19 protein-coding genes are annotated in these 18,880 nt (G+C 68.2%); 12 read left to right on the forward strand and 7 right to left on the reverse strand.

The features are described from left to right. Nucleotides 1-41: 41 nt before the first annotated feature. Both CAL29_RS08295 and CAL29_RS08300 read left to right on the forward strand, forming a co-directional pair. Nucleotides 42-470 (forward strand): tripartite tricarboxylate transporter TctB family protein, encoded by a 429-nt coding sequence (locus tag CAL29_RS08295; protein WP_094852406.1) that lies wholly within the window; start codon nt 42-44, stop codon nt 468-470. Then, entirely contained in the window at nt 470-1,987 is a 1,518-nt protein-coding gene (locus tag CAL29_RS08300; RefSeq protein WP_094852801.1) for a tripartite tricarboxylate transporter permease, read from the forward strand. The genes CAL29_RS08295 and CAL29_RS08300 overlap by 1 nt, the downstream gene beginning before the upstream one ends. Before the next feature lie 88 nt (nt 1,988-2,075). Here CAL29_RS08300 and CAL29_RS08305 read toward each other — a convergent pair whose 3' ends face one another. Genes CAL29_RS08305 through CAL29_RS08315 form a run of 3 tightly spaced genes read right to left on the reverse strand, consistent with a single transcriptional unit; the run spans nt 2,076 to nt 3,765 of the window. Continuing rightward, nucleotides 2,076-2,852 carry a peptidylprolyl isomerase gene (locus tag CAL29_RS08305; protein WP_094852407.1) on the reverse strand — a complete coding sequence of 259 codons (777 nt, stop codon included), beginning with the start codon at nt 2,850-2,852 and terminating at the stop codon, nt 2,076-2,078. Between the two features lie 55 nt (nt 2,853-2,907). Continuing rightward, nucleotides 2,908-3,192 carry a BolA family protein gene (locus CAL29_RS08310; protein ID WP_094852408.1) on the reverse strand — a complete coding sequence of 95 codons (285 nt, stop codon included), beginning with the start codon at nt 3,190-3,192 and terminating at the stop codon, nt 2,908-2,910. Beyond that, nucleotides 3,193-3,765, reverse strand: coding sequence for a septation protein A (locus CAL29_RS08315; RefSeq protein WP_094852802.1), 573 nt, complete (start codon nt 3,763-3,765; stop codon nt 3,193-3,195). It lies immediately after the preceding gene. 196 nt (nt 3,766-3,961) lie between these two features. Between CAL29_RS08315 and CAL29_RS08320 the strand changes: the two genes are divergently transcribed. The 10 genes from CAL29_RS08320 (at nt 3,962) to CAL29_RS08365 (ending at nt 13,727) form a co-directional block, all read left to right on the forward strand. Continuing rightward, nucleotides 3,962-4,639 carry an energy-coupling factor ABC transporter ATP-binding protein gene (locus tag CAL29_RS08320; protein ID WP_094852409.1) on the forward strand — a complete coding sequence of 226 codons (678 nt, stop codon included), beginning with the start codon at nt 3,962-3,964 and terminating at the stop codon, nt 4,637-4,639. Continuing rightward, on the forward strand, nt 4,636-5,232 hold the full coding sequence (locus CAL29_RS08325) for an energy-coupling factor transporter transmembrane component T family protein (RefSeq protein ID WP_094852410.1): 597 nt from the start codon (nt 4,636-4,638) through the stop codon (nt 5,230-5,232). Before CAL29_RS08320 ends, CAL29_RS08325 begins: the two co-directional genes overlap by 4 nt. Before the next feature lie 125 nt (nt 5,233-5,357). Next, entirely contained in the window at nt 5,358-5,912 is a 555-nt protein-coding gene (locus tag CAL29_RS08330) for a biotin transporter BioY (protein ID WP_094852411.1), read from the forward strand. 126 nt (nt 5,913-6,038) lie between these two features. After that, nucleotides 6,039-7,205: an ABC transporter substrate-binding protein gene (locus tag CAL29_RS08335; protein ID WP_094852412.1), complete on the forward strand. Its 1,167-nt coding sequence runs from the start codon at nt 6,039-6,041 to the stop codon at nt 7,203-7,205. Next, the gene (locus tag CAL29_RS08340; RefSeq protein ID WP_094852413.1) at nt 7,205-8,242 is read left to right on the forward strand and encodes a branched-chain amino acid ABC transporter permease; all 1,038 of its coding nucleotides are present in this window, start codon (nt 7,205-7,207) and stop codon (nt 8,240-8,242) included. Before CAL29_RS08335 ends, CAL29_RS08340 begins: the two co-directional genes overlap by 1 nt. A 13-nt stretch (nt 8,243-8,255) precedes the next feature. Beyond that, nucleotides 8,256-10,088 carry a branched-chain amino acid ABC transporter ATP-binding protein/permease gene (locus CAL29_RS08345; RefSeq protein ID WP_094852414.1) on the forward strand — a complete coding sequence of 611 codons (1,833 nt, stop codon included), beginning with the start codon at nt 8,256-8,258 and terminating at the stop codon, nt 10,086-10,088. Further along, nucleotides 10,085-10,840 carry an ABC transporter ATP-binding protein gene (locus tag CAL29_RS08350; RefSeq protein ID WP_094852415.1) on the forward strand — a complete coding sequence of 252 codons (756 nt, stop codon included), beginning with the start codon at nt 10,085-10,087 and terminating at the stop codon, nt 10,838-10,840. Before CAL29_RS08345 ends, CAL29_RS08350 begins: the two co-directional genes overlap by 4 nt. A gap of 144 nt (nt 10,841-10,984) precedes the next feature. After that, nucleotides 10,985-11,713, forward strand: coding sequence for a haloacid dehalogenase type II (locus CAL29_RS08355; protein WP_094852416.1), 729 nt, complete (start codon nt 10,985-10,987; stop codon nt 11,711-11,713). Nucleotides 11,714-11,903: 190 nt separating this feature from the next. Further along, nucleotides 11,904-12,692: a class II aldolase/adducin family protein gene (locus CAL29_RS08360; protein WP_094852803.1), complete on the forward strand. Its 789-nt coding sequence runs from the start codon at nt 11,904-11,906 to the stop codon at nt 12,690-12,692. Nucleotides 12,693-12,833: 141 nt separating this feature from the next. After that, nucleotides 12,834-13,727: an amidohydrolase family protein gene (locus CAL29_RS08365; protein ID WP_094852417.1), complete on the forward strand. Its 894-nt coding sequence runs from the start codon at nt 12,834-12,836 to the stop codon at nt 13,725-13,727. Nucleotides 13,728-13,730: 3 nt separating this feature from the next. Here CAL29_RS08365 and CAL29_RS08370 read toward each other — a convergent pair whose 3' ends face one another. The 4 genes from CAL29_RS08370 to CAL29_RS08385 form a co-directional block, all read right to left on the reverse strand. Next, nucleotides 13,731-14,645, reverse strand: a complete 915-nt coding sequence (locus tag CAL29_RS08370; RefSeq protein WP_094852418.1) for a LysR family transcriptional regulator — start codon at nt 14,643-14,645, stop codon at nt 13,731-13,733. A 76-nt stretch (nt 14,646-14,721) separates the two neighbouring features. Next, nucleotides 14,722-16,227 carry a M81 family metallopeptidase gene (locus CAL29_RS08375; protein ID WP_094852419.1) on the reverse strand — a complete coding sequence of 502 codons (1,506 nt, stop codon included), beginning with the start codon at nt 16,225-16,227 and terminating at the stop codon, nt 14,722-14,724. Between the two features lie 75 nt (nt 16,228-16,302). After that, a complete protein-coding gene (locus tag CAL29_RS08380) occupies nt 16,303-17,946 on the reverse strand; it encodes a dipeptide ABC transporter ATP-binding protein (protein WP_094852420.1) in 1,644 nt (547 codons plus the stop codon). 49 nt (nt 17,947-17,995) lie between these two features. Continuing rightward, nucleotides 17,996-18,880: an ABC transporter permease gene (locus tag CAL29_RS08385; protein WP_094852421.1), complete on the reverse strand. Its 885-nt coding sequence runs from the start codon at nt 18,878-18,880 to the stop codon at nt 17,996-17,998.

The raw sequence follows: 18,880 nt of genomic DNA on the forward strand, positions 1-18,880 counted from the left end.
CCCACCCACCGCCAGGCGGCCCGTCCGAGGGGATATCCGCTATGAACTTCAGTAACCGCAACTTCGTCAGGGGCCTGTTCCTGATCGTCTTCGCCCTGGTCTTCGGCGGTGCGGCGGCGCGCTACCCCTTGGGCACCTTCGCCCGTTTCGGCCCCGGCCTGTTCCCGCTGCTGGTCAGCGGCTGCCTGCTGCTGATCGGCCTCATCACGCTGGTGCGCGCGCGCCTCGTCGAGCCGGTGCCGCTGAACTACAACTTCAAGAACATCGCCATCATCATGGTCAGCCTGTGCGGCTTCGTGCTCGTCTCGCACTTCCTGAACATGCTCGTCGGCATCGTCTTCCTGGTGTTCTGCTCGACGCTGGCCGGCACCTCCTATTCGTGGGTCCGCAACGTGAAGATCTCCCTCGGCCTGATCGCCGTGGCCTTCGCTTTCAAACATCTCCTCGGCCTGGCGCTCCCGATACTATGATCGACATCCTGAACAACCTCGCGCTGGGCTTCGACCACGCCCTGACGCTCGAAAACCTGATGTATTGCGCCCTGGGCTGCACGGTCGGCACGCTGATCGGCCTGCTGCCCGGCCTCGGTCCCCTGTCCACCATCAGCCTGCTGCTGCCCATCACCTACAGCATTCCGGCCAGCGGCGCGCTGATCATGCTGGCGGGTATCTACTACGGCGCCCAGTACGGCGACAGCGTCAGCGCCATCACCATGAAGATCCCGCACGCCAGCAGCATCGTGGCCTGCATCGACGGCTATGCGATGAACCTCAAGGGCAAGACCGGCCTGGCGCTGTTCACGGCCGGCATGTCCAGCTTCATCGGCGGCACCGTGGCCATCGTGGTCCTGTCGACCATGGCGCCCGCGCTGGGCGAGGTGGGCCTGCTGTTCGGCCCGGCCGACTACTGCGCCCTGATGCTGCTGGGCTTCTTCTGCGTCAGCTTCGTCAGCAGCGGCAGCCTGCTCAACGGCCTGGCCATGGCCTTGATCGGCATCCTGCTCGGCGTCATCGGCACCGACGTCAACAGCGGCATGATGCGCTACACGATGAACCTGGTCTTCCTGCAGGATGGCGTGGGCCTGATCAGCATCGCCCTGGGCTGCTTCGGCATCGCCGAGATCGTCAAGAACCTGGACGCGAGGAATACGCTGACGCCCTTCAACGGCAAGATCAAGCTGATCCCGACCTGGGGCGAGTTCAAGCGCATCATCCCCAGCGCCTTGCGCGGCAGCGTGATCGGCTCGATCCTGGGCATCCTGCCCGGCGGCGGCCCGACCATCGCGCAGTTCGCCGCCTATGCCGCGGACAAGCGCTTCAGCAAGCACCGCGCGGAAATCGGCACCGGCGCCATCGAAGGCGTGGCCGGGCAGGCCGCCGCCGACGAGGCCGCGGCGCGCACCAGCTTCATTCCCCTGATGGCCATCGGCATTCCCGAGAACGCCGTGATGGCCCTGATGCTGGCGGCCTTCATCGTCAAGGGCATCCAGCCGGGGCCCAATATGATCGGCACCCACCCCGACCTGTTCTGGGGCCTGGTGGCGAGCATGTGGGTCGGCAACTGCTTCCTGCTGATACTGAACGTGCCGCTGGTGCGCTACTGGCTGTCGGTCTTCAAGATCCCGTACACCGTGCTGTTCCCTTGCATCCTGTTCTTCTGCTGCATCGGAACCTTCAGCATCAACAACAGCCTGGACGATATCTTCATCACCGCGGTGTTCGGCTTCATCGGCTACCTGTTCCTGCGCCTGGGCATGGAAGCGGCGCCGCTGATGCTGGGCTTCATCCTCGGTCCGATGCTGGAAGAAAACTTCCGCCGCGCCATGCTGCTGTCCCGCGGCGATTTCAGCGCCTTCGTGACGCGTCCCATCAGCGGCACCTTGTTCGCGGTCATCGGCGCCATCGTGGCCTGGCAATTGTTCGCCTTCATGCGCAAGGGCCGCAAGAAGGACGCGGCCGCGCTGCAAGTGCAGGCGCAGCACGATTGAAAAACGCCGGCCGGCCGTCGTCCAGGCCATCCGCAATAAAAAACGCGCCGCAATTGCGGCGCGTTTTTTATTCGACGGTCAGGCGGTATTACTGGATCTTGGCCTGGTCGCGCAGCGATTTCTGGTAGTCGGCCAGGGTTTGCTGGCGCAGCATTTCTTCCAGTTGCGGGCGAACCTGGTCCAGCGGCGGGAACTCGACCGGGCGGGTGTCCTCGACCTGGATGATGTGCCAGCCGTATTGCGTCTGCACCGGCTTGTCGGCGATGTCGCCCTTCTTCAGCGCGGTCACGGCCTGCGCGAACGGCGGCACGTAGTTGGTGGCGGGGGCCCAGCCCAGCTCGCCGCCCTTGTCGGCGCTGCCGGGGTCCTTCGAGTTCTTCTTGGCCAGGTCTTCGAACTTGGCCTTGTTGCCCTTGATCTGCGCGAGCAGGTCGTTGGCGGTCTTCTCGTCGGCGACCAGGATGTGGCGCACCTTGTATTCCAGCTTGCCGGCCTGTTCCTGCTTGACCTTGTTGTATTCGGTCTGGACCTGCTGGTCGGTGACCTTGTGCTTTTGCAGGTAGTCGGCCATCAGGGCGCGCACCAGGATGCCCTGGCGGGCCAGTTCGAGTTCGGTCTGGACGTCATCCTGCTTGGCGATGCCGGCCTTTTCGGCGGCCTGGACGAAAACCTGGCGGTTGATCATTTCCTGTTTGACCTGCTCGCGCAGTTGCGGCGAGTCGGTGGCGCCCTGGCTGACCAGCAGCTTGACGAATTGATCCACGCTCTTTTGCGAAATGGCCTTGCCGTTGACGGTCGCCACATTCTGGGCAAAAGCGGGAACAGCGATCGCGCAGGCCGCTGCCAACAGGATGATGCGTTTCATGTAAGTCCTTTAGCCTTCTGAGGGTAAGTTCAGGGGATGAGTTCAGGGATGAGATTCAGGGAATCCTGGTATCCAGCGCCAGCGCATGGATGGGATGGGGGATTAAATCTTGCAGCCGATCATACACCAGCCGATGCCGCGCAACCGGGGAGAGTCCGTGGAAACGGGAGGTGACAATGCGTACCGTGAGATGTGATGCGCCGCCGTGCGCGCCGGCGTGGCCGGCATGCAGGTGCGAGTCGTCGATTATGTCCAGCGTGACGGGATCGAGTTCACTCAGGCGGCCGCGGATAATCTCGGCGAGCTCGTCGAAATGGACGGGGGTTTTATTTTTTTCCATTCAGTTTTTCTCCGAGGGCGCGTCCTCGCCGGGCTCCGGCGGCTGGATATAACGGCCCAGCCAGAGCGATTGCGCCACCACGAAGGCCAGCATCAGCACGGTCAGGCCGAAGGCCTTGAACGACACCCACTGCGCTTCCGTGAAATGGCCGGAAAACGCCACGTAGAGATTGAGCGCGCCGGCCAGCAAAAAGAATATGCCCCAGGCGAGATTGAGGCGGTCCCATATGGGGACGGGTAACTGGATCTGTTTATCCAGCATGCGCCGCACCAGATTGCGCCCGAAAATAAAACGCCCGGCCAGCAAGGTAAGGCCGAACAGCCAGTAAAGCACCGTGGGCTTCCATTTGATGAAGGCGTCGTTGTGCAGGATCAGGGTGGCGCCGCCGAAAACGACGATGACCACCAGGTTGACCCAGTGCATGCCTTCGATGCGATGGCCGCGCATCCGCAGCCAGACGATCTGGCCGATCGAGGCGGCGATGGAGACGCCCGTGGCGACGTAGATGCCCGCGAAATAATAGGCAATGAAAAAAAGGAGTAAAGGGAAGAAATCGAACAGGAATTTTTTCATGCGGCCGGGCTCGGCGTTCGGCAAAAAAGGGGAGTCATGGGCGCGCCGGCGCGGGACCTCTTTGTCCCCGTTTCGGGCCGGTGCGTTCCGGCCGCGAGTGTAGCGCGCCGCCGCCTGGGCGGCGAAATCGGCGGTCGAGTACCTTTGGACGCCGAAACGGCGCAAAAGGTTCGCGCAAAGTGCATAATCGCGCCCCATGTTAATCGAGTTTGAACACGCCGTCGTCAAGAACGCCAGCGCCACGGTCCTGCATGGCCTGGACCTGACCTTGGCGGAGTCGCGCATTGCCGTGGTCGGCCCCAACGGGGCGGGCAAGAGCACTTTCGCGCGCCTGCTCAACGGTCTGGTCCTGCCCAGCGAGGGACGGGTGCGCGTGGGCGGCGTCGATACGCGCGAGGACGTCCGGGCGGTGCGCCGGCGCGTCGGCTTCGTGTTCCAGAACCCGGAAAACCAGATCGTCTTTCCCATCGTCAGCGAGGACATGGCCTTCGGCCTGAAGCGCCGGGTGCCGGACAGGAACGAGCGGCGCGCCCGCATCGCCGCCCAGTTGGATGCCCTGGGCATCGGCCACCTGGCCGATCGCGCCAGCCACCTGCTGTCGGGCGGGGAGCGGCAACTGGCCGCGCTGGCCGCGGTGCTGGTGACGCAGCCCGAGCTGGTGGTGTTCGACGAGCCGACCACCCAGTTGGACCTGCGCAATCGCAACCGGGTGCGCGACGCCATCGCGGCGCTGGACCGGCAGGCGGTGGTGGTCAGCCACGACCTCGACCTGCTGGCCGACTTCGACCGCGTGCTGGTCGTCGTCGACGGGCGGATCGCGGTCGACGACACGCCGGCGCCGGCGCTGCGCTGGTATCGGGAGCATTGCGGATGATGGAGCCGCTTTACCAGGACGGGAACGGCCCGCTGCATCGCCTGCCGGCCTGGCTCAAGCTGGGCGGGCTGGCGCTGGCCGGCTCCGTCCTGTTCCTGGTGCATCGCCTGGACGCGCTGGCCGTGGCATTCGCGCTGGCCGCGCTGATCCTGGCGTCGACCGGCGCGCGGCCGGCGGTGGTATGGCGCCATGCGCGCGGCATGCTGCTGATCCTGGCGGTGCTGGCCGCTTTCACGTTTTATTTCAACGGCGCCGCGGCGGCCGCCGAAATGGCGCTGCGCGTGGCCGCGCTGGTCGCCCTGGCGCTGGCCGTGACGATGAGCACCCGCACGGCCGCCCTCGTCGAGGTGTGCGAGCGGGTCTTGCGGCCGCTGGAGAAACTGGGCCTGGTCGATGCCGGCCGCGCCGCGCTGGCGCTGGCGCTGGCCTTGCGCTTCGTGCCCGAGATCTGGCGCAATTACCAGGAGATCCGCGAGGCCCAGGCGGCGCGCGGCCTGGGCAGCCATCCGCTGGCGGTGGTGGTGCCCTTGCTGGTGCGCACGCTCAAGCGCGCCGACGAGGTGGCCGACGCGATCGACGCGCGCGATGGCTAGGGCCGTGTCCCGAGGCTGCCCGCATGGACCGCGCGCATCGCGCTTCGGACTTGCGGGCCGGCGCGATGGCCCCACGCCGCCACGCGGTTCTTATCTTATTCATTCAGAGGGAAGGGGAGTTTCCTATGCGCACCCGTAATACCGTATCCGTCGCCCTGTTCGCGGCCCTGCTGGTCGTGCTCAGCCTGGTGCCGCCGATTCCGATGCCCGGCGTGCCGGTCCCCGTGACGCTGCAATTGCTGGGCGTGGTGCTGGCCGGCTGCATGCTGGGGCCGGTGCGCGGCGCGCTGGCCGTGCTGCTCTATCTGGTGCTGGCGGCCATCGGCCTGCCGGTCCTGCCGGGCGGGCGCGGCGGCCTGGGGGTGTTTTACGGCCCGACCGGCGGCTTCCTGGTCGGCATGCTGGTCGGCGCGGCGGTCTGCGGCGGGCTGGCGCGGCTGATGGCGCCGACCGCCGACAACCCCTTCGTGAGCGTGGTCGGCAATTTCCTGGCGGCCCTGGCCTGCGTGGCCGTCGTCTATGCCATCGGCACGCCGTGGCTGGCGGCGGTGACCGGCATCGACAACGGCAAGGCGATGCTGGGCATGTTGCCCTTCGTGCCGGTCGACGTCGCCAAGGCGGGGGTGGGCGCGCTGGTGGCTTACCGCGTCCAGCGCGTCTGGCCCATGCAGGGCCGCTGAACGGGGCGCCCGGGCCTGCCTTCCCGGGCCCTTCCTTATCCCTATAATGCGTTCTTTTCCCTGGCATTGCGCTACAGGGAGCGGCCGTGTCGGCCGGATCTTTCCCTCTGGCGGAGACAATAGAAGATGATCCGTATCAAGCATGTGCGCCAGGCCACGCTGGCCGCGCTGGTCATGGTCCTGCCCTGGGCCGCCCAGGCCCAGGTGAAAGTGGGCGTGACGGTGTCCAGCACCGGCCCGGCGGCGTCGCTGGGCATTCCCGAACGCAATACCGTGGACCTGCTGCCCAGGGAGGTGGCGGGGCAGAAGATCGAGTGGATCGTCCTGGACGACGCCACCGACCTGACGCAGGCGGTCAAGAACATGCGCAAGCTGGTCAGCGAGGACAAGGCCGACGTCGTCATCGGCAGCTCCGCCACGCCCGGCTCCATCGCCATGGTCGACGTCGCCGCGGAAACCGGCACGCCCATGATCAGCGTGGCGGCCAGCGCGAAGATCGTCGAGCCCGTCGACGACAAGCGCAAGTGGGCCTTCAAGACGCCGCAGAACGATGCCCTGATGGCGGAGGCGCTGGCCGACGCCATGGTCAAGGCCAAGGTCAGGACGCTGGGTTTCATCGGCTTCGCCGACGCATACGGCGAAAGCTGGCTGGACGAGACGAAGAAGGCGGCCGGGGCGAAAGGCATCAAGCTGGTCGGCGCGGAAAAATACGGCCGCACCGACACCAGCGTCACCGGCCAGGTCCTCAAGCTGATGGCCGCGCGGCCGGACGCCATCCTGATCGCGGGCTCCGGCACGCCGGCGGCCTTGCCGCAGAAGGAACTGCGCGCCCGCAACTACGGCGGCCTCATCTACCAGACCCACGGCGTGGCCAACGGCGATTTCCTGCGCGTGTGCGGCAAGGACTGCGAAGGCATGATCCTGCCCGCGGGCCCGCTGCTGGTGGCCGCGCAATTGCCGGACGACAATCCGGTCAAGAAGTCGGCCCAGGCCTATATCGACGCCTACGAGAAAGTCCACGGCGCGGGATCGGTCAGCACCTTCGGCGGCCATATGTGGGACGCCGGCCAACTGGTCGTGGCCGCGCTGCCGGTTGCCCTCAAGACCGGCGCGCAGCCCGGCACGCCGGCGTTCCGCAAGGCGCTGCGCGACGCGCTGGAAAACGTCAGGGAGCTGGCGGTTTCGCAAGGCGTCTTCAACATGAGTCCCACGGACCACGCCGGTTTCGACCAGCGCGCCCGGGTCATGGTGAAGGTGCAGGGCGGCAAGTGGGTGTATCAACCGGGGCTTTGATGGATTCCTCGATAGCGCTCATCCTGCTGCAGGATGGCCTGGTCAACGGCGCCATCTATGCCCTGCTGGGCATGGCGCTGGTGCTGGTGTTCGCGGTCACCCGCGTCATCTTCATTCCGCAGGGCGAGTTCGTGACCTTCGGCGCGCTGACCCTGGCCATGCTGGTGGACGGCAAGGTTCCCGGCACCGTCCACCTGCTGGTCCTGCTGGGCGCGCTGGTGTTTCTGCAGGAACTGGTCCGCGCCTTGCGCGGCGGCCAGTGGCGCGCGCTGCCGCGCGCCTTGCTGGCCTGCGTCGCGCTGCCCGCGGTCCTGTTCTGGGCGACGCGGCGGCTGGCGAGCCCGGACACGCCGCTGTGGGTGGACATGCTGCTGACCCTGCTGCTCATCGTGCCCATGGGCGGCATGATCCATCGCATCGTCTATCGCCCCCTGGCCGAGGCGAGCGTGCTGGTGCTGCTGATCACCTCGGTGGCGGTGCATTTCGTGCTGGTCGGCCTGGGCCTGGTGTTCTTCGGCGCCGAGGGCTGGCGCACGCCGGCCTTCATCGACGGCCAGGTGGACCTGGGCCTGACGTCCTGGTCGGCGCAGAGCCTGTTCGTCATCGGCACCGCGGCGGTGCTGATCGCCGCGCTGTGGCTGTTCTTCGGCAAGACCCTGTACGGCCGCGCCCTGCGCGCGACGGCCGTGAACCGGCGCGGCGCGCGGCTGGTGGGCATCAGCAGCGACATGTCGGGCGGCCTGACCTTCACGCTGGCGGCCCTGCTGGGCGCGGTCTCGGGCATCCTGATCGCGCCGGTCACCACCATCTATTACGACACCGGTTTCCTGATCGGCCTGAAGGGCTTCGTCGGCGCCATCATCGGCGCGCTGGCCAGCTATCCGGCCGCCGCCGCCGGCGCGCTCTTCGTGGGCCTGCTGGAAAGTTTTTCGTCTTTCTGGGCGAGCGCCTACAAGGAAGTCATCGTGTTCACGCTGATCATCCCGGTGCTGCTCTGGCTGTCGCTGCGCGCCGGGCCCGCGCACGACGAAGAGTGAGCCGGTCCCTCTCATGAAAAACCGCTTGCCCCTGATCGTCGTCCTGCTGGTCCTGGCCGCGCTGCCCTTGCTGCCCGCGACGCCGGAGTTCTGGATCACCCAGCTCAACTACATCGGCCTGGCCAGCCTGGTCGTGCTGGGCCTGGTGCTGCTGACCGGCGTGGCCGGCCTGACCTCGTTCGGCCAGGCCGCCTTCGTCGGCATCGGCGCCTATGCCACCGCCTGGCTCAGCACCGCCATGGCCTGGTCGCCCTGGCTGACCCTGCCGGCGGCCCTGCTGGCGACGGCGCTGATCGCCTACGTGCTGGGCGCCATCACGCTGCGGCTGTCCGGCCACTATCTGCCCCTGGGCACCATCGCCTGGTGCCTCGCCCTGTTCTATCTCTACGGCAACGTCGACGTGCTGGGGCGCTACGACGGCATCGCCGGCGTGCCGGCGCTGGATTTCCTGGGGCTGTCGCTGTCCAGCGGACGGCATATGTACTACCTGATCTGGGGGCTGGCGCTGCTGGCCGTCTGGGGCACGCGCAACCTGCTCGATTCGCGGCCGGGGCGCGCCATCCGGGCCCTGCGCAGCGGCGCCGGCATGGCCGAGTCGATGGGCGTGAACACCAACGGCTACAAGGTGGCCGTCTTCGTCTACGCGGCGCTGCTGGCCTGCGTGTCGGGCTGGCTGTACGCGCACATGCAGCGCGCCGTCAGCCCCAGTCCCTTCGGCCTGAACTACGGCATCGAATACCTGTTCATGGCGGTGGTGGGCGGCGCGGCGCACGTGTGGGGCGCGGTGCTGGGCTCGGGCATCATCCTGGTGCTGAAGGACCAGATCCAGAACTGGCTGCCGCGCCTGCTGAACGCCACCGGCAATTTCGAGCTGATCGTCTTCGGCGTCCTGCTGATCCTGATGCTGCAATATGCCCGCGACGGCGTCTGGCCCATCCTGGCGAACGCCTGGACGCGCCTGATGCCGGGCGATCCCGCGCGCCGGCGCCCGCCGCCGCCGGCCGCGGCGCCGCTGGGCCAGCGCGAAAAAGCGCCGGCCGGCACGCTGGTGCTGGAAGTGGACGCCATCCGCAAGACGTTCGGCGGCCTGGTGGCGGTGAACGACATCTCCTTCAAGGTGCGCGCCGGCGAGATCGTCGGCCTGATCGGCCCGAACGGGGCCGGCAAGAGCACGACCTTCAACCTGATCACCGGCGTGCTGCGGCCCACCGGCGGCAAGGTCGGCTTCATGGGCGAGCGGCTGGACACCCTGTCGGCGCGCGAGATCGCCCGGCGCGGTGTCGGCCGCACCTTCCAGCACGTGCAACTGCTGCCCGGCATGACGGTGCTGGAGAACGTGGCGCTGGGCGCGCACCTGCGTACCGGCGGCGGCATCTGGTCGGGCGTCCTGCGCACCGACCGCGCCGGCGAGGCCCGGCTGCTGCACGAGGCCGCGGCGCAATTGCAGCGGGTGGGGCTGGGCGACTATCTCTACGAGCAGGCGGGCAACCTGGCCCTGGGCCAGCAGCGCATCCTGGAAATCGCGCGCGCCCTGGCCGGCGATCCCACGCTGCTGCTGCTGGACGAGCCGGCCGCCGGCTTGCGCTACAAGGAAAAGCAGGCGCTGGCCGAGGTGCTGGAGCAATTGCGCGCCGAGGGCATGAGCATCCTGCTGGTGGAACACGACATGGATTTCGTCATGCGGCTGACCAACCACCTGGTGGTGATGGATTTCGGCACCAAGCTGGCCGAAGGGCCGCCGGCCGAGGTGCGCGCCAATCCGGCCGTGCTGGAAGCCTACCTGGGCGGCGTGGACGACGAGCTGGACCTCGCGCCGGCGGCGGCGCTGCAGGGAGGGCAGGGATGAGCGCCCCGGAATTGCTGCGCATCGACGGCCTGTCCGCGCGCTACGGCAAGGTGGCCGCCTTGGGCGCCACCTCGCTGTCGGTGGCGGCGGGCAGCATCGTCACGGTGATCGGCGCCAACGGCGCCGGCAAGTCGACGCTGCTCAACGCCATCATGGGCGCCTTGCCCGCCACCGGCCGCGCCGTGGGGGCCGTGCGCTACGGCGGCGAGGACGTGTCGGCCTGGCCCGTCGAGCGCCGGGTCGGCGCCGGCATGTCGCTGGTGCCGGAAAAGCGCGAGCTGTTCGCCACCATGTCCGTCGAGGACAACCTGCTGCTGGGCGGCTTTCGCCGCTACCGCGCGCGCGAGGCCGGCTGGCGCGACACCCTGGCCGAGGTCTACGACCTGTTTCCGCGCCTGCGCGAACGGCGCACGCAGCAGGCCGGCACGCTGTCCGGCGGCGAGCGCCAGATGCTGGCGGTGGGCCGGGCCTTGATGGCGCGGCCGCGCCTGCTGATGCTGGACGAACCCAGCCTCGGCCTGGCGCCGCGCATCGTGCGGGAAATCTTCCACATCATCGCGCGCCTGCGGCAGGGCGGGGTGGCCATCCTGCTGGTGGAGCAGAACGCCCGCGCCGCCTTGCAGGTGGCCGACCATGGCTACGTGCTGGAAACCGGCGAAGTGGTGCTGGCCGGCCCGGCCCGCGAACTGGCCGGCAATCCGCGCGTGGTGGAAAGCTACCTCGGCCTGGGCGGCAAGCCGGACCAGGACTAGCCTCGCGCGTCGCGCCGGGTCCGTCCGTCGCGGTCCGCGAGGGCGCGGCGGCGGCCCGGTATGATGACTGCCTCCCTGGCCCGCCGGTCAGTTTCTTGTGGGCCGCGCGGCCGTATGCTGGGTTCTACCTGTGAGGAGACAGTCATGCAGAACGAAGACGCGGCCGGCGCGCCGGTCAAGGCGCTGGTTTTCGATACCTTCGGCACGGTCGTGAACTGGCGCGACAGCGTCATCCACGAGTTGCGCGACCTGGGCCGGCGCAAGGGCCTGGACGCCGACTGGGTGGCCATGGCCGACGCCTGGCGGGCAGGATACGCGCCAGGCATGGATACCGTGCGCCAGGGCAAGCGCCCCTGGACCAGCGTGGACGTGTTGCATCGCGAACGCCTGGAGGTCCTGCTCGATCAATTCCAGGTGCAGGGGCTGACGGAAGCGGAGAAAGACCACCTGAACCGCGTCTGGCATCGCCTGGACCCCTGGCCCGACAGCGTCGCCGGCCTGCGGCGGCTGAAGAGCAAGTACATCATCTCGACCTTTTCCAACGGCAGCGTGCCCTGCCTGGTGAACATGGCCAAGCACGGCGGCCTGCCGTGGGATTGCGTGTTTTCCTCCGACATCGTCCAGCATTACAAGCCGGACCCCGAGATGTACCAGGGCGTGGCCCGCTTCCTCGGCCTGCCGACCTCGCAGGTGATGGTGGTGGCGGCGCACAACAACGACCTGCGCCATGCGCGCGCGAACGGCCTGCGCACGGGCTACATCCACCGGCCCACCGAATACGGCCCCAACCAGTCCAAGGACTTGCGGGCGGAGGAAACATGGGACCGGATCGCCTCGGACATCGGGGATTTCGCGAGCCAGATGGGGGTGTGATCCGTTTTGCCCGGTGGTGCAAGCGGATGCCGTTGGCGGCCGGTTGACGAGTAGACGTTGCAGCGCACCATCGAAACGGGGGAAACGCCGCTTTCTCGAAAATTCAATGCCGGGCGGCGGCCGGCTGGGTAAGCTGTTCGAGTCGGCCGCCGAAGCGCGGCGCCGTGTTTTCGCTATCCGGAGATTCGCCATGATGAAGCATGAACTGAAAATTTCCTCAATGCAGGACAAGGTCTCCGAGGCGGAGTGGGAAGCCCGCGTCGACCTGGCCGCCTGTTATCGCCTGGTGGCGCACTATGGGATGTCGGACATGGTGGCCAACCACATTTCGCTGCGCGTGCCGGGGGAGGACGGCTCCTTCCTCATCAACGCCTATGGCTTGCTGTACGAGGAAATCACCGCCTCCAGCCTGCTGAAGATCGATCACGAGGGCAATATCCTCAGCAAGCCCGACTTCGGTCCGCACCTGTCGTACGGCGTCAATCGCGCCGGCTTCGTCATCCACAGCGCCATCCACGAGGCGCGTCCCGAAGTCGATTGCGTCATCCACACGCATAGCTGGCCCGGCATGGCGGTGTCTTCGCTGGACTGCGGCCTGCTGCCGCTGAACCAGACGGCGATGCGCTTTCTGAAGATCGGCTATCACGATTACGAAGGCGTGGTGCTGGACCTCAGCGAGAAGGAATCGCTGTGCCGCGATCTCGGCCAGAACGAGGCGCTGATCCTGCGCAACCACGGCCTGCTGACCGTGGGCCGCACCATCGGCGAGGCCTTCAACTGGATGCACCGGCTGGAGCTGTCCTGCCGCGCGCAACTGGCCGCCATGGCCTGCAACGCCCCGCTGCGCTACGTCTCCAAGGAAGTGCAGGAGGCCACCTACAAGCAGTACCAGCCGGGCACCCGCCGTCCCTACGGCCAGATGGAATGGCCGGCCCTGCTGCGCCTGATGGATCGCCTGGATCCGTCCTACCGCACCTGATCCGCCGCGCCTGGCCTGCCGAGCCCGGCTCCCGGGCTTGTCCATCGCGCGGCGGCAATGCCCGCGCCGATCCGCTCCGCGCCCGCCCGCGCGCGAGCGGATCGATTCCATCGACCGAATCCCCTTCCCGTGAGTACCACGATGACCCGTGCCTGTTTGCCTCCCCACGCCGATGTCACGCCGCCGAGCTTTGCCGCGCCGGCCGGCGCATGCGATTGCCATGCCCACGTTTTCGGCCCCTATGCGGAATTCCCCCTGGACGAGGACCGCAGCTACACGCCGCCGGAAAACGGCGCCGAGCGCTTCATCCAGCACCTGGACAGGCTGGGCCTGTCGCGCGGCGTGCTGGTGACCGCCAGCGCCCAGGGGGATGACAATCGCAACGTGGTGGCGGCGCTGCGCGCCTATCCGGATCGCCTGCGGGCGGTGGCGGTGGTGCGCGCCGGCATCGGCGATGCCGAGCTGGACGCCCTGACCGAGGCCGGCGTGCGCGGCGCGCGCTTCAACCTGTACAAGCACGAAGGCAAGGCGGTCTATCGCAACGGCGTGGGCCTGGCCGATTTCGAGGCGCTGGCGCCGCGCCTGAAGGAACGCGGCTGGCATGCGCAGATCTGGGTGCACGCGCCGGACTTGCCGGAGCTGTCCTCGACGCTGCTCAAGCCAGGCATCGATCTGGTGGTCGATCACATGGGACGCATGAACACCGCGCGCGGCGTGGAGGATACGGGGTTCCGCTACCTGTGCGAACTGCTGCGCGCCGGCCGGGCCTGGGCCAAGATTTCCGGCGCCGACCGCAACACGGCCAGCGGGCCGCCCTATGCGGACATCACGCCCTTCGCGCAAGCCTTGCTGCGCGCGAATCCGCGACAGGTGGTCTGGGGCACCGATTGGCCGCACATCAATTACTACGAAGCGGCGAAGGTGCCCGACGACGGCGCGCTGCTGAACCTGCTGGGGGAATGGCTGGCGGACGAGAATGCGCGGCGGCAGGTGCTGGTGGACAATCCGGCGCGGCTGTACGGTTTCAGCGGCTGATTTTCAGCCGCGGGGATGCTCCTGGCCGGCGCCATGCGCGGTGGCCAGGAATTCGAAGAGATCGCCCGCGGCCGGCCGCAGTTGCTGGCGGTCGCGCGCGCACAGGTAGAACTGGCGCGCCGCCCAGTCGTCCTTCAGGGCGATCTTCACCAGGCCGAGCAGGCTCAGGTAGGTATCCGCGATGGGCTCGGGCATGATGGCGATGCCCAGGCCCTCGCGCACCATGCGGCAGCGGGCTTCGTAGTTGGCGACCTGGATCTTCACGTTCAAGGGACCGCTCAGCGTGGGGCCGGCCAGCTCCATGAAGGCCTCGAAGGAATGGCGCGGGAAGTAGCCGAGGAAGTCGTAGGCCCGCGCCTCGTCCAGGTGCAGGGCGGCGGCCCGCGCCAGGGGATGGCCCTGCGGCAGGACGAGGACGACGCGGTCGTTGCGATAGGGCAGGGAAAGAACGCCCGGCGCCGGCCCGCTGGCGTGGTAGATGCCGAGGTCGACTTCCTGGTCCGACACCATGCGCGGGATGTCGCCGCTATAGGCCTCCACCAGGTCGACGCGGGAGCGCGGAACCTGGCGCTGGAAGTGGGCGATGTCGATGGGCAGGAATTCGATGATGGCCGAGCGGTTGGCGGCCAGGCGGATCTTGGGGATGCCGTCCGGCGAGAACTCCTCGCACATGTCCTCCAGCGTGCGGACGCTCTGAAGAATGGCGCGGGCCTTGTGATAGAGCGCGGCGCCTGCGGGCGTCGGCTCGACGCCGCGGTTGTGGCGCAGGAGCAGGGCGGTGCCCACCTGGCGTTCCAGTTCGGCGATGCGTTTGCTGGCGGCGGAGGTGACGAGGTTTTCGCGCTCGCCGGCCTTGGAGAGACTGCGCTCCTCGATGGCGGCGACCAGCATCTGCAGGGCGGACAGGTCGATTTTCATGCTTCAGCGAGTTTAGAGGAGCCGCTCCCCTCTTACAACAGAGGGGCGGCGCACGACTCGACGAGAAGCCGGAGTCCTATCGCATGCGCTCGCCGGCCCGCGGTCCGTTCGGACCCAGCCGCATGCCGGCGGGCAGGTGTTTCCACGGCAGGGCCTCCACCGCCATGGGCATGGAGCCGGGCGCGGTCGCCACGATGATTTCCTGCGCGATCGGCGTGAAGTCGGCGCGGAAATGCACGGCGCTCTTCACCACCAGGATCGCCTGTTCGGTCGGCTCGATGCCGACGTAGCGGAACATGGCCTGGTCCGCCATCTGCGCCTTGTTGCTGGCCACCACGATGCGGACGTCCCCGATGCGCAGGCAGGCGGACGGTCCCAGGTCGAACCTGATGCCGCCGTAGAACGGACCGGTGGCGTCGAATTTGCCGTCGGAGACCGATTCGACCAGGAATTCCTCTTCGAGCGGACTGTCGTCGGGCAGGCCGGCATGGCCGCCCAGCGACAAGCGCACCCGCGCGCCGGCGCCGGCTTCCCGGACGCGCCGCGCCGTCCCGGGGTCGACGATCAGGCCGATGGCGGCGCGTTTCGCGCCGTTGCGCAACAGCGCGCGCAGCATGCCCGTGGTGTCCGAGTTGCTGCCCGCGCCGGGATTGTCCTGCGCGTCGGCGATCACGATGGGCTTGCCGGCCGATTCGGCGGCGCGCATCGCGTACCGCACCGCCTCGTCGGGGTCGTACAGCTTGCCGGCGAACAGCGGCTCGGCCTGGTTCACGGCATCGGCCAGGGCGCCGGCCGCGGCGTCGGCCGCCTGCTGCGTCTGCGCGTAGGCCCAGACGCGCTGGCCGCACTCGGGAAAGTCCGCGGCGGGAAAACCCTCCACGTAGGAAACATGCACCGCCCCCGTTTCCAGTTCGGCCACCCGCCGATACAGGCCGCGCGCCGGTTCGATGTCCGTGCACTGCCAGCAGATCGGCGTCAGGAAGTCGAAGGTGCGGTCGGCCTGGAAGAAGCGCTTGCCGTGCGCCAGCCGCTGGCGCAGAAAGGCATGGGCGCGGCGGCCGGTCTCCGCCATGTCCACGTGGGGATAGGTGCGGTATGCGATCAGCCCGTCCGCCATGTCCAGCATCTGCCGCGTGACGTTGGCGTGCAGGTCCAGCGAGGCGACGATGGGAATGTCCGGCCCGACACAGGCGCGGACGCGGCGCAGCAGTTCGCCTTCGCCGTCGTCGAAGCTTTCCGTGACCATCGCGCCGTGCAGGTCCAGGTAGACCGCGTCCACGGGCATGGCATTGGCGATGCCGGCGACGATCAGGGCGGCGATGCGCTCGAACGCGCCGTCGGTGACATGGGCGGAGGGGCTGGCCGCCGCCCAGGTGGTCGGCGCCAGGGTGTCGCCGCCGTCCATGGCGGCCTGCGCGAAGCCGGCGGCCGGCAGGTTGGCGCCGGCGATCGCGGGCCACAGCGCCTCGCCCGAGGCCAGGCTGGGACGTCCGCCGCCGACCACGAAATCTTCATAACCGGCCTTGTCGGGCGCGAAGGTGTTCGTCTCATGCTGGAAACCGCCATACGCGATGCGCGTCATGTTCACTTTCTCCGCTAGGGTTGCGTTGCGTGGAAACGATAGTTGCGTGGAAACGATACGGGTCGGGCAGGCCGCCTACGCGGCCTGCGCAACCGGCTGGAAATGCTGGAAGTCCCAATGCCTGCCCGGGGCCGCGTCGATCAGCGCCCGGGTGTAGTCGTTCGACGGCTGGCTGAGCACGTCGCGCGCCGCGCCGGCCTCGACGACGCGGCCATGCTGCATCACCACCAGCGTGTCGCAGATCTGCGCGGCGACGCGCAGGTCATGGGTGATGAACAGCACGCCGACGCCGACCTTGCGCCGCACCGTCTCCAGCAAGGCCAGCACTTGCGCCTGCACGGAGACGTCGAGCGCCGAAACGGCTTCGTCGGCGATCAGCACGTCGGGTTCCATCACCAGCGCGCGGGCGATGCAGATGCGCTGGCGCTGCCCGCCGGAGAACTGGTGGGGATAGCGCTGCAAGGCGTCCGCCTGCAGGCCCACCAGCCGCAGCGCTTCCGCCGCCTTGGCCAGCGCGGCCGCGCGCGGCATGCCGTAGTTGACCAGGCCCTCGATGATGGAGTCGCCCACCCGGCGGCGCGGGTTGAGGCTGCGATAGGGGTCCTGGAACACGATCTGTATGCGCTTGCGCATGGCCGACAGGGCGCGGCCGTCCAGTCCCGCCAGGTCCTGTCCATGCAGTTGGATCTCGCCCGAGGAGGGCGCGATCAACTGCGCCACGCAGCGCGCCACCGTGGACTTGCCTGAGCCGGACTCGCCCACCACGCCGAGGATTTCGCCGCGGCGCAGGCTGAAGGAGATGTCCTGCGCGGCTTGCACGGTGTCGTCGCGGCTGAACAGGCGGCGGCCGCCGTAGCGCTTGCCCAATCCGCGCACGGCCAGGATGGCTTCGCTGGCGACGGCGTCGCGGGCTTGGGGGATGAGGCTGGGCACCGAGGACACCAGCATGCGCGTGTATTCCTCCCGGGGGCGCGCCAGGATCTCGTCGCGCATGCCGGTCTCGACCACGCGGCCGGCGTTCATGACCACGATGCGGTCGGCGATCTCGGCCACCACGCCGAAGTCGTGGGTAATGAAGACGACGGCGGTGCCGTGGCGCGCCTGCAGCTCGCGGATCAGCGCCAGGATCTGCTTCTGCGTGGTCACGTCCAGCGCCGTGGTGGGCTCGTCGGCGATCAGCACCTTGGGATCGAGGATCAGGGCCATGGCGATCACGATGCGCTGGCGCTGTCCGCCCGACAACTGGTGCGGATAGGAGCGATAGACCCGCTCGATGTCGGGCAGATGCACCGAGGCCATCATGGCGAGGACGCGCTCGCGCCGTTGGCGCCGGTCCAGGCGGGTATGCAGCCGCAACACTTCGTCTATCTGGCGGCCCACCGGCTGCACGGGATTGAGGGCGGTCATGGGTTCCTGGAAGACCATCGACAGCGTCGACGCGCGCAGCGCCCGCATGCGGGCGGGGCTGGCCCGCAGGACGTCCTCCCCGCCGACCTCGATGCTGCCGGCCGTCGGCGCCAGGCTGGCGCGGTCGAGCAGTCCCATGGCCGCCATCGAGGTCACGGACTTGCCCGATCCCGATTCGCCGACGATGCAGACGGTTTCTCCGGCGCGCACGTCGACGCTGACGTCCTGCACCACGACGCGCCCCGGCTCGCCCTGCGGGCCGCGCAGGCGCACGGTCAGGTCGCGGATTTGGAGTATGAGAGGGCGATCCATCCTTATTCCTCGGTCATGGCGGTAATGGTTGTCATGGCGTCCACGGCGTTCACATGCGGCGCGCCATGCGCGGATCGAGCGCGTCGCGCATGGCGTCGCCCAGGATGTTGACGCTCAGCACGGTCAGGGACAGCAGCACGCCGGGATAGAGCACCAGCCCTGGAATGAGCTGGAAGTAGGAACGGCCGTCGGCCATGATGTTGCCCCACGACGCCACCTCCGGCGGCACGCCCGCGCCCAGGAAGCTCAGGATCGATTCGGTGATCATCGCGGAGGCGAACACATAGGTGCCCTGGACCACCAGCGGCGCCAGCGTGTTCGGCACCAGGTGACGCAGCATCAGCTTGGCCGGCCGGGTGCCCAGCGACAGCGCGGCCTCGACATAGGGCTCGTGGCGCACGCTCAGGATCACGCCGCGCACGAGGCGCACGACGCGCGGGATTTCGGGGATGGTGATCGCCGCCAGCACCGTGGCCAGGCTAGCGCCGGAGAGCGCGATCAAGGCGATGGCCAGCAGCACGCCCGGGATGGCCATCATGCCGTCCATGATGCGCATGACCACCGCGTCGATCCAGCGGAAGTAGCCGGCCAGCACGCCGATCGCCAGCCCCAGCGCCACGCTGGCCAGCGCGGCGCCCAGGCCGACGACCAGCGACACGCGGGCGCCGTACACCACCCGGGAATACACGTCGCGCCCATAGGCGTCGGTGCCCAGCCAGTGGGCCGCGGAGATGCCTTTCAGGCGTTGCGCGGGGTCGAGCTGCATCGGATCCATGGTGTGCAGCCAGGGCGCCAGCACGGCGAGCAGCGCCATGCACAGCAGGATCAGGACCGCGATCGCGGCGGGCCGGCCGTTGACCAGCCGGCGCGCCAGCGTCGGCGGCGCCGTGGCCGGGACGGCGCCGGCCTCGGGGGAAGTCGCGGATAGCGTCAT

Origin of the sequence: Bordetella genomosp. 10 (assembly GCF_002261225.1) — a bacterium.
Taxonomy (GTDB): Bacteria; Pseudomonadota; Gammaproteobacteria; order Burkholderiales; family Burkholderiaceae_B; genus Bordetella_C.

Excerpts from the sequence above, each read along its gene's own strand:
- CAL29_RS08295 (WP_094852406.1), top strand. The coding sequence starts at position 42 with ATGAACTTCAGTAACCGCAACTTCGTCAGGGGCCTGTTCCTGATCGTC.
- CAL29_RS08305 (WP_094852407.1), bottom strand. The coding sequence starts at position 2,852 with ATGAAACGCATCATCCTGTTGGCAGCGGCCTGCGCGATCGCTGTTCCC.
- CAL29_RS08310 (WP_094852408.1), bottom strand. The coding sequence starts at position 3,192 with ATGGAAAAAAATAAAACCCCCGTCCATTTCGACGAGCTCGCCGAGATT.
- CAL29_RS08315 (WP_094852802.1), bottom strand. The coding sequence starts at position 3,765 with ATGAAAAAATTCCTGTTCGATTTCTTCCCTTTACTCCTTTTTTTCATT.
- CAL29_RS08320 (WP_094852409.1), top strand. The coding sequence starts at position 3,962 with ATGTTAATCGAGTTTGAACACGCCGTCGTCAAGAACGCCAGCGCCACG.
- CAL29_RS08325 (WP_094852410.1), top strand. The coding sequence starts at position 4,636 with ATGATGGAGCCGCTTTACCAGGACGGGAACGGCCCGCTGCATCGCCTG.
- CAL29_RS08330 (WP_094852411.1), top strand. The coding sequence starts at position 5,358 with ATGCGCACCCGTAATACCGTATCCGTCGCCCTGTTCGCGGCCCTGCTG.
- CAL29_RS08335 (WP_094852412.1), top strand. The coding sequence starts at position 6,039 with ATGATCCGTATCAAGCATGTGCGCCAGGCCACGCTGGCCGCGCTGGTC.
- CAL29_RS08340 (WP_094852413.1), top strand. The coding sequence starts at position 7,205 with ATGGATTCCTCGATAGCGCTCATCCTGCTGCAGGATGGCCTGGTCAAC.
- CAL29_RS08345 (WP_094852414.1), top strand. The coding sequence starts at position 8,256 with ATGAAAAACCGCTTGCCCCTGATCGTCGTCCTGCTGGTCCTGGCCGCG.
- CAL29_RS08350 (WP_094852415.1), top strand. The coding sequence starts at position 10,085 with ATGAGCGCCCCGGAATTGCTGCGCATCGACGGCCTGTCCGCGCGCTAC.
- CAL29_RS08355 (WP_094852416.1), top strand. The coding sequence starts at position 10,985 with ATGCAGAACGAAGACGCGGCCGGCGCGCCGGTCAAGGCGCTGGTTTTC.
- CAL29_RS08360 (WP_094852803.1), top strand. The coding sequence starts at position 11,904 with ATGATGAAGCATGAACTGAAAATTTCCTCAATGCAGGACAAGGTCTCC.
- CAL29_RS08365 (WP_094852417.1), top strand. The coding sequence starts at position 12,834 with ATGACCCGTGCCTGTTTGCCTCCCCACGCCGATGTCACGCCGCCGAGC.
- CAL29_RS08370 (WP_094852418.1), bottom strand. The coding sequence starts at position 14,645 with ATGAAAATCGACCTGTCCGCCCTGCAGATGCTGGTCGCCGCCATCGAG.
- CAL29_RS08375 (WP_094852419.1), bottom strand. The coding sequence starts at position 16,227 with ATGACGCGCATCGCGTATGGCGGTTTCCAGCATGAGACGAACACCTTC.
- CAL29_RS08380 (WP_094852420.1), bottom strand. The coding sequence starts at position 17,946 with ATGGATCGCCCTCTCATACTCCAAATCCGCGACCTGACCGTGCGCCTG.
- CAL29_RS08385 (WP_094852421.1), bottom strand. The coding sequence starts at position 18,880 with ATGACGCTATCCGCGACTTCCCCCGAGGCCGGCGCCGTCCCGGCCACG.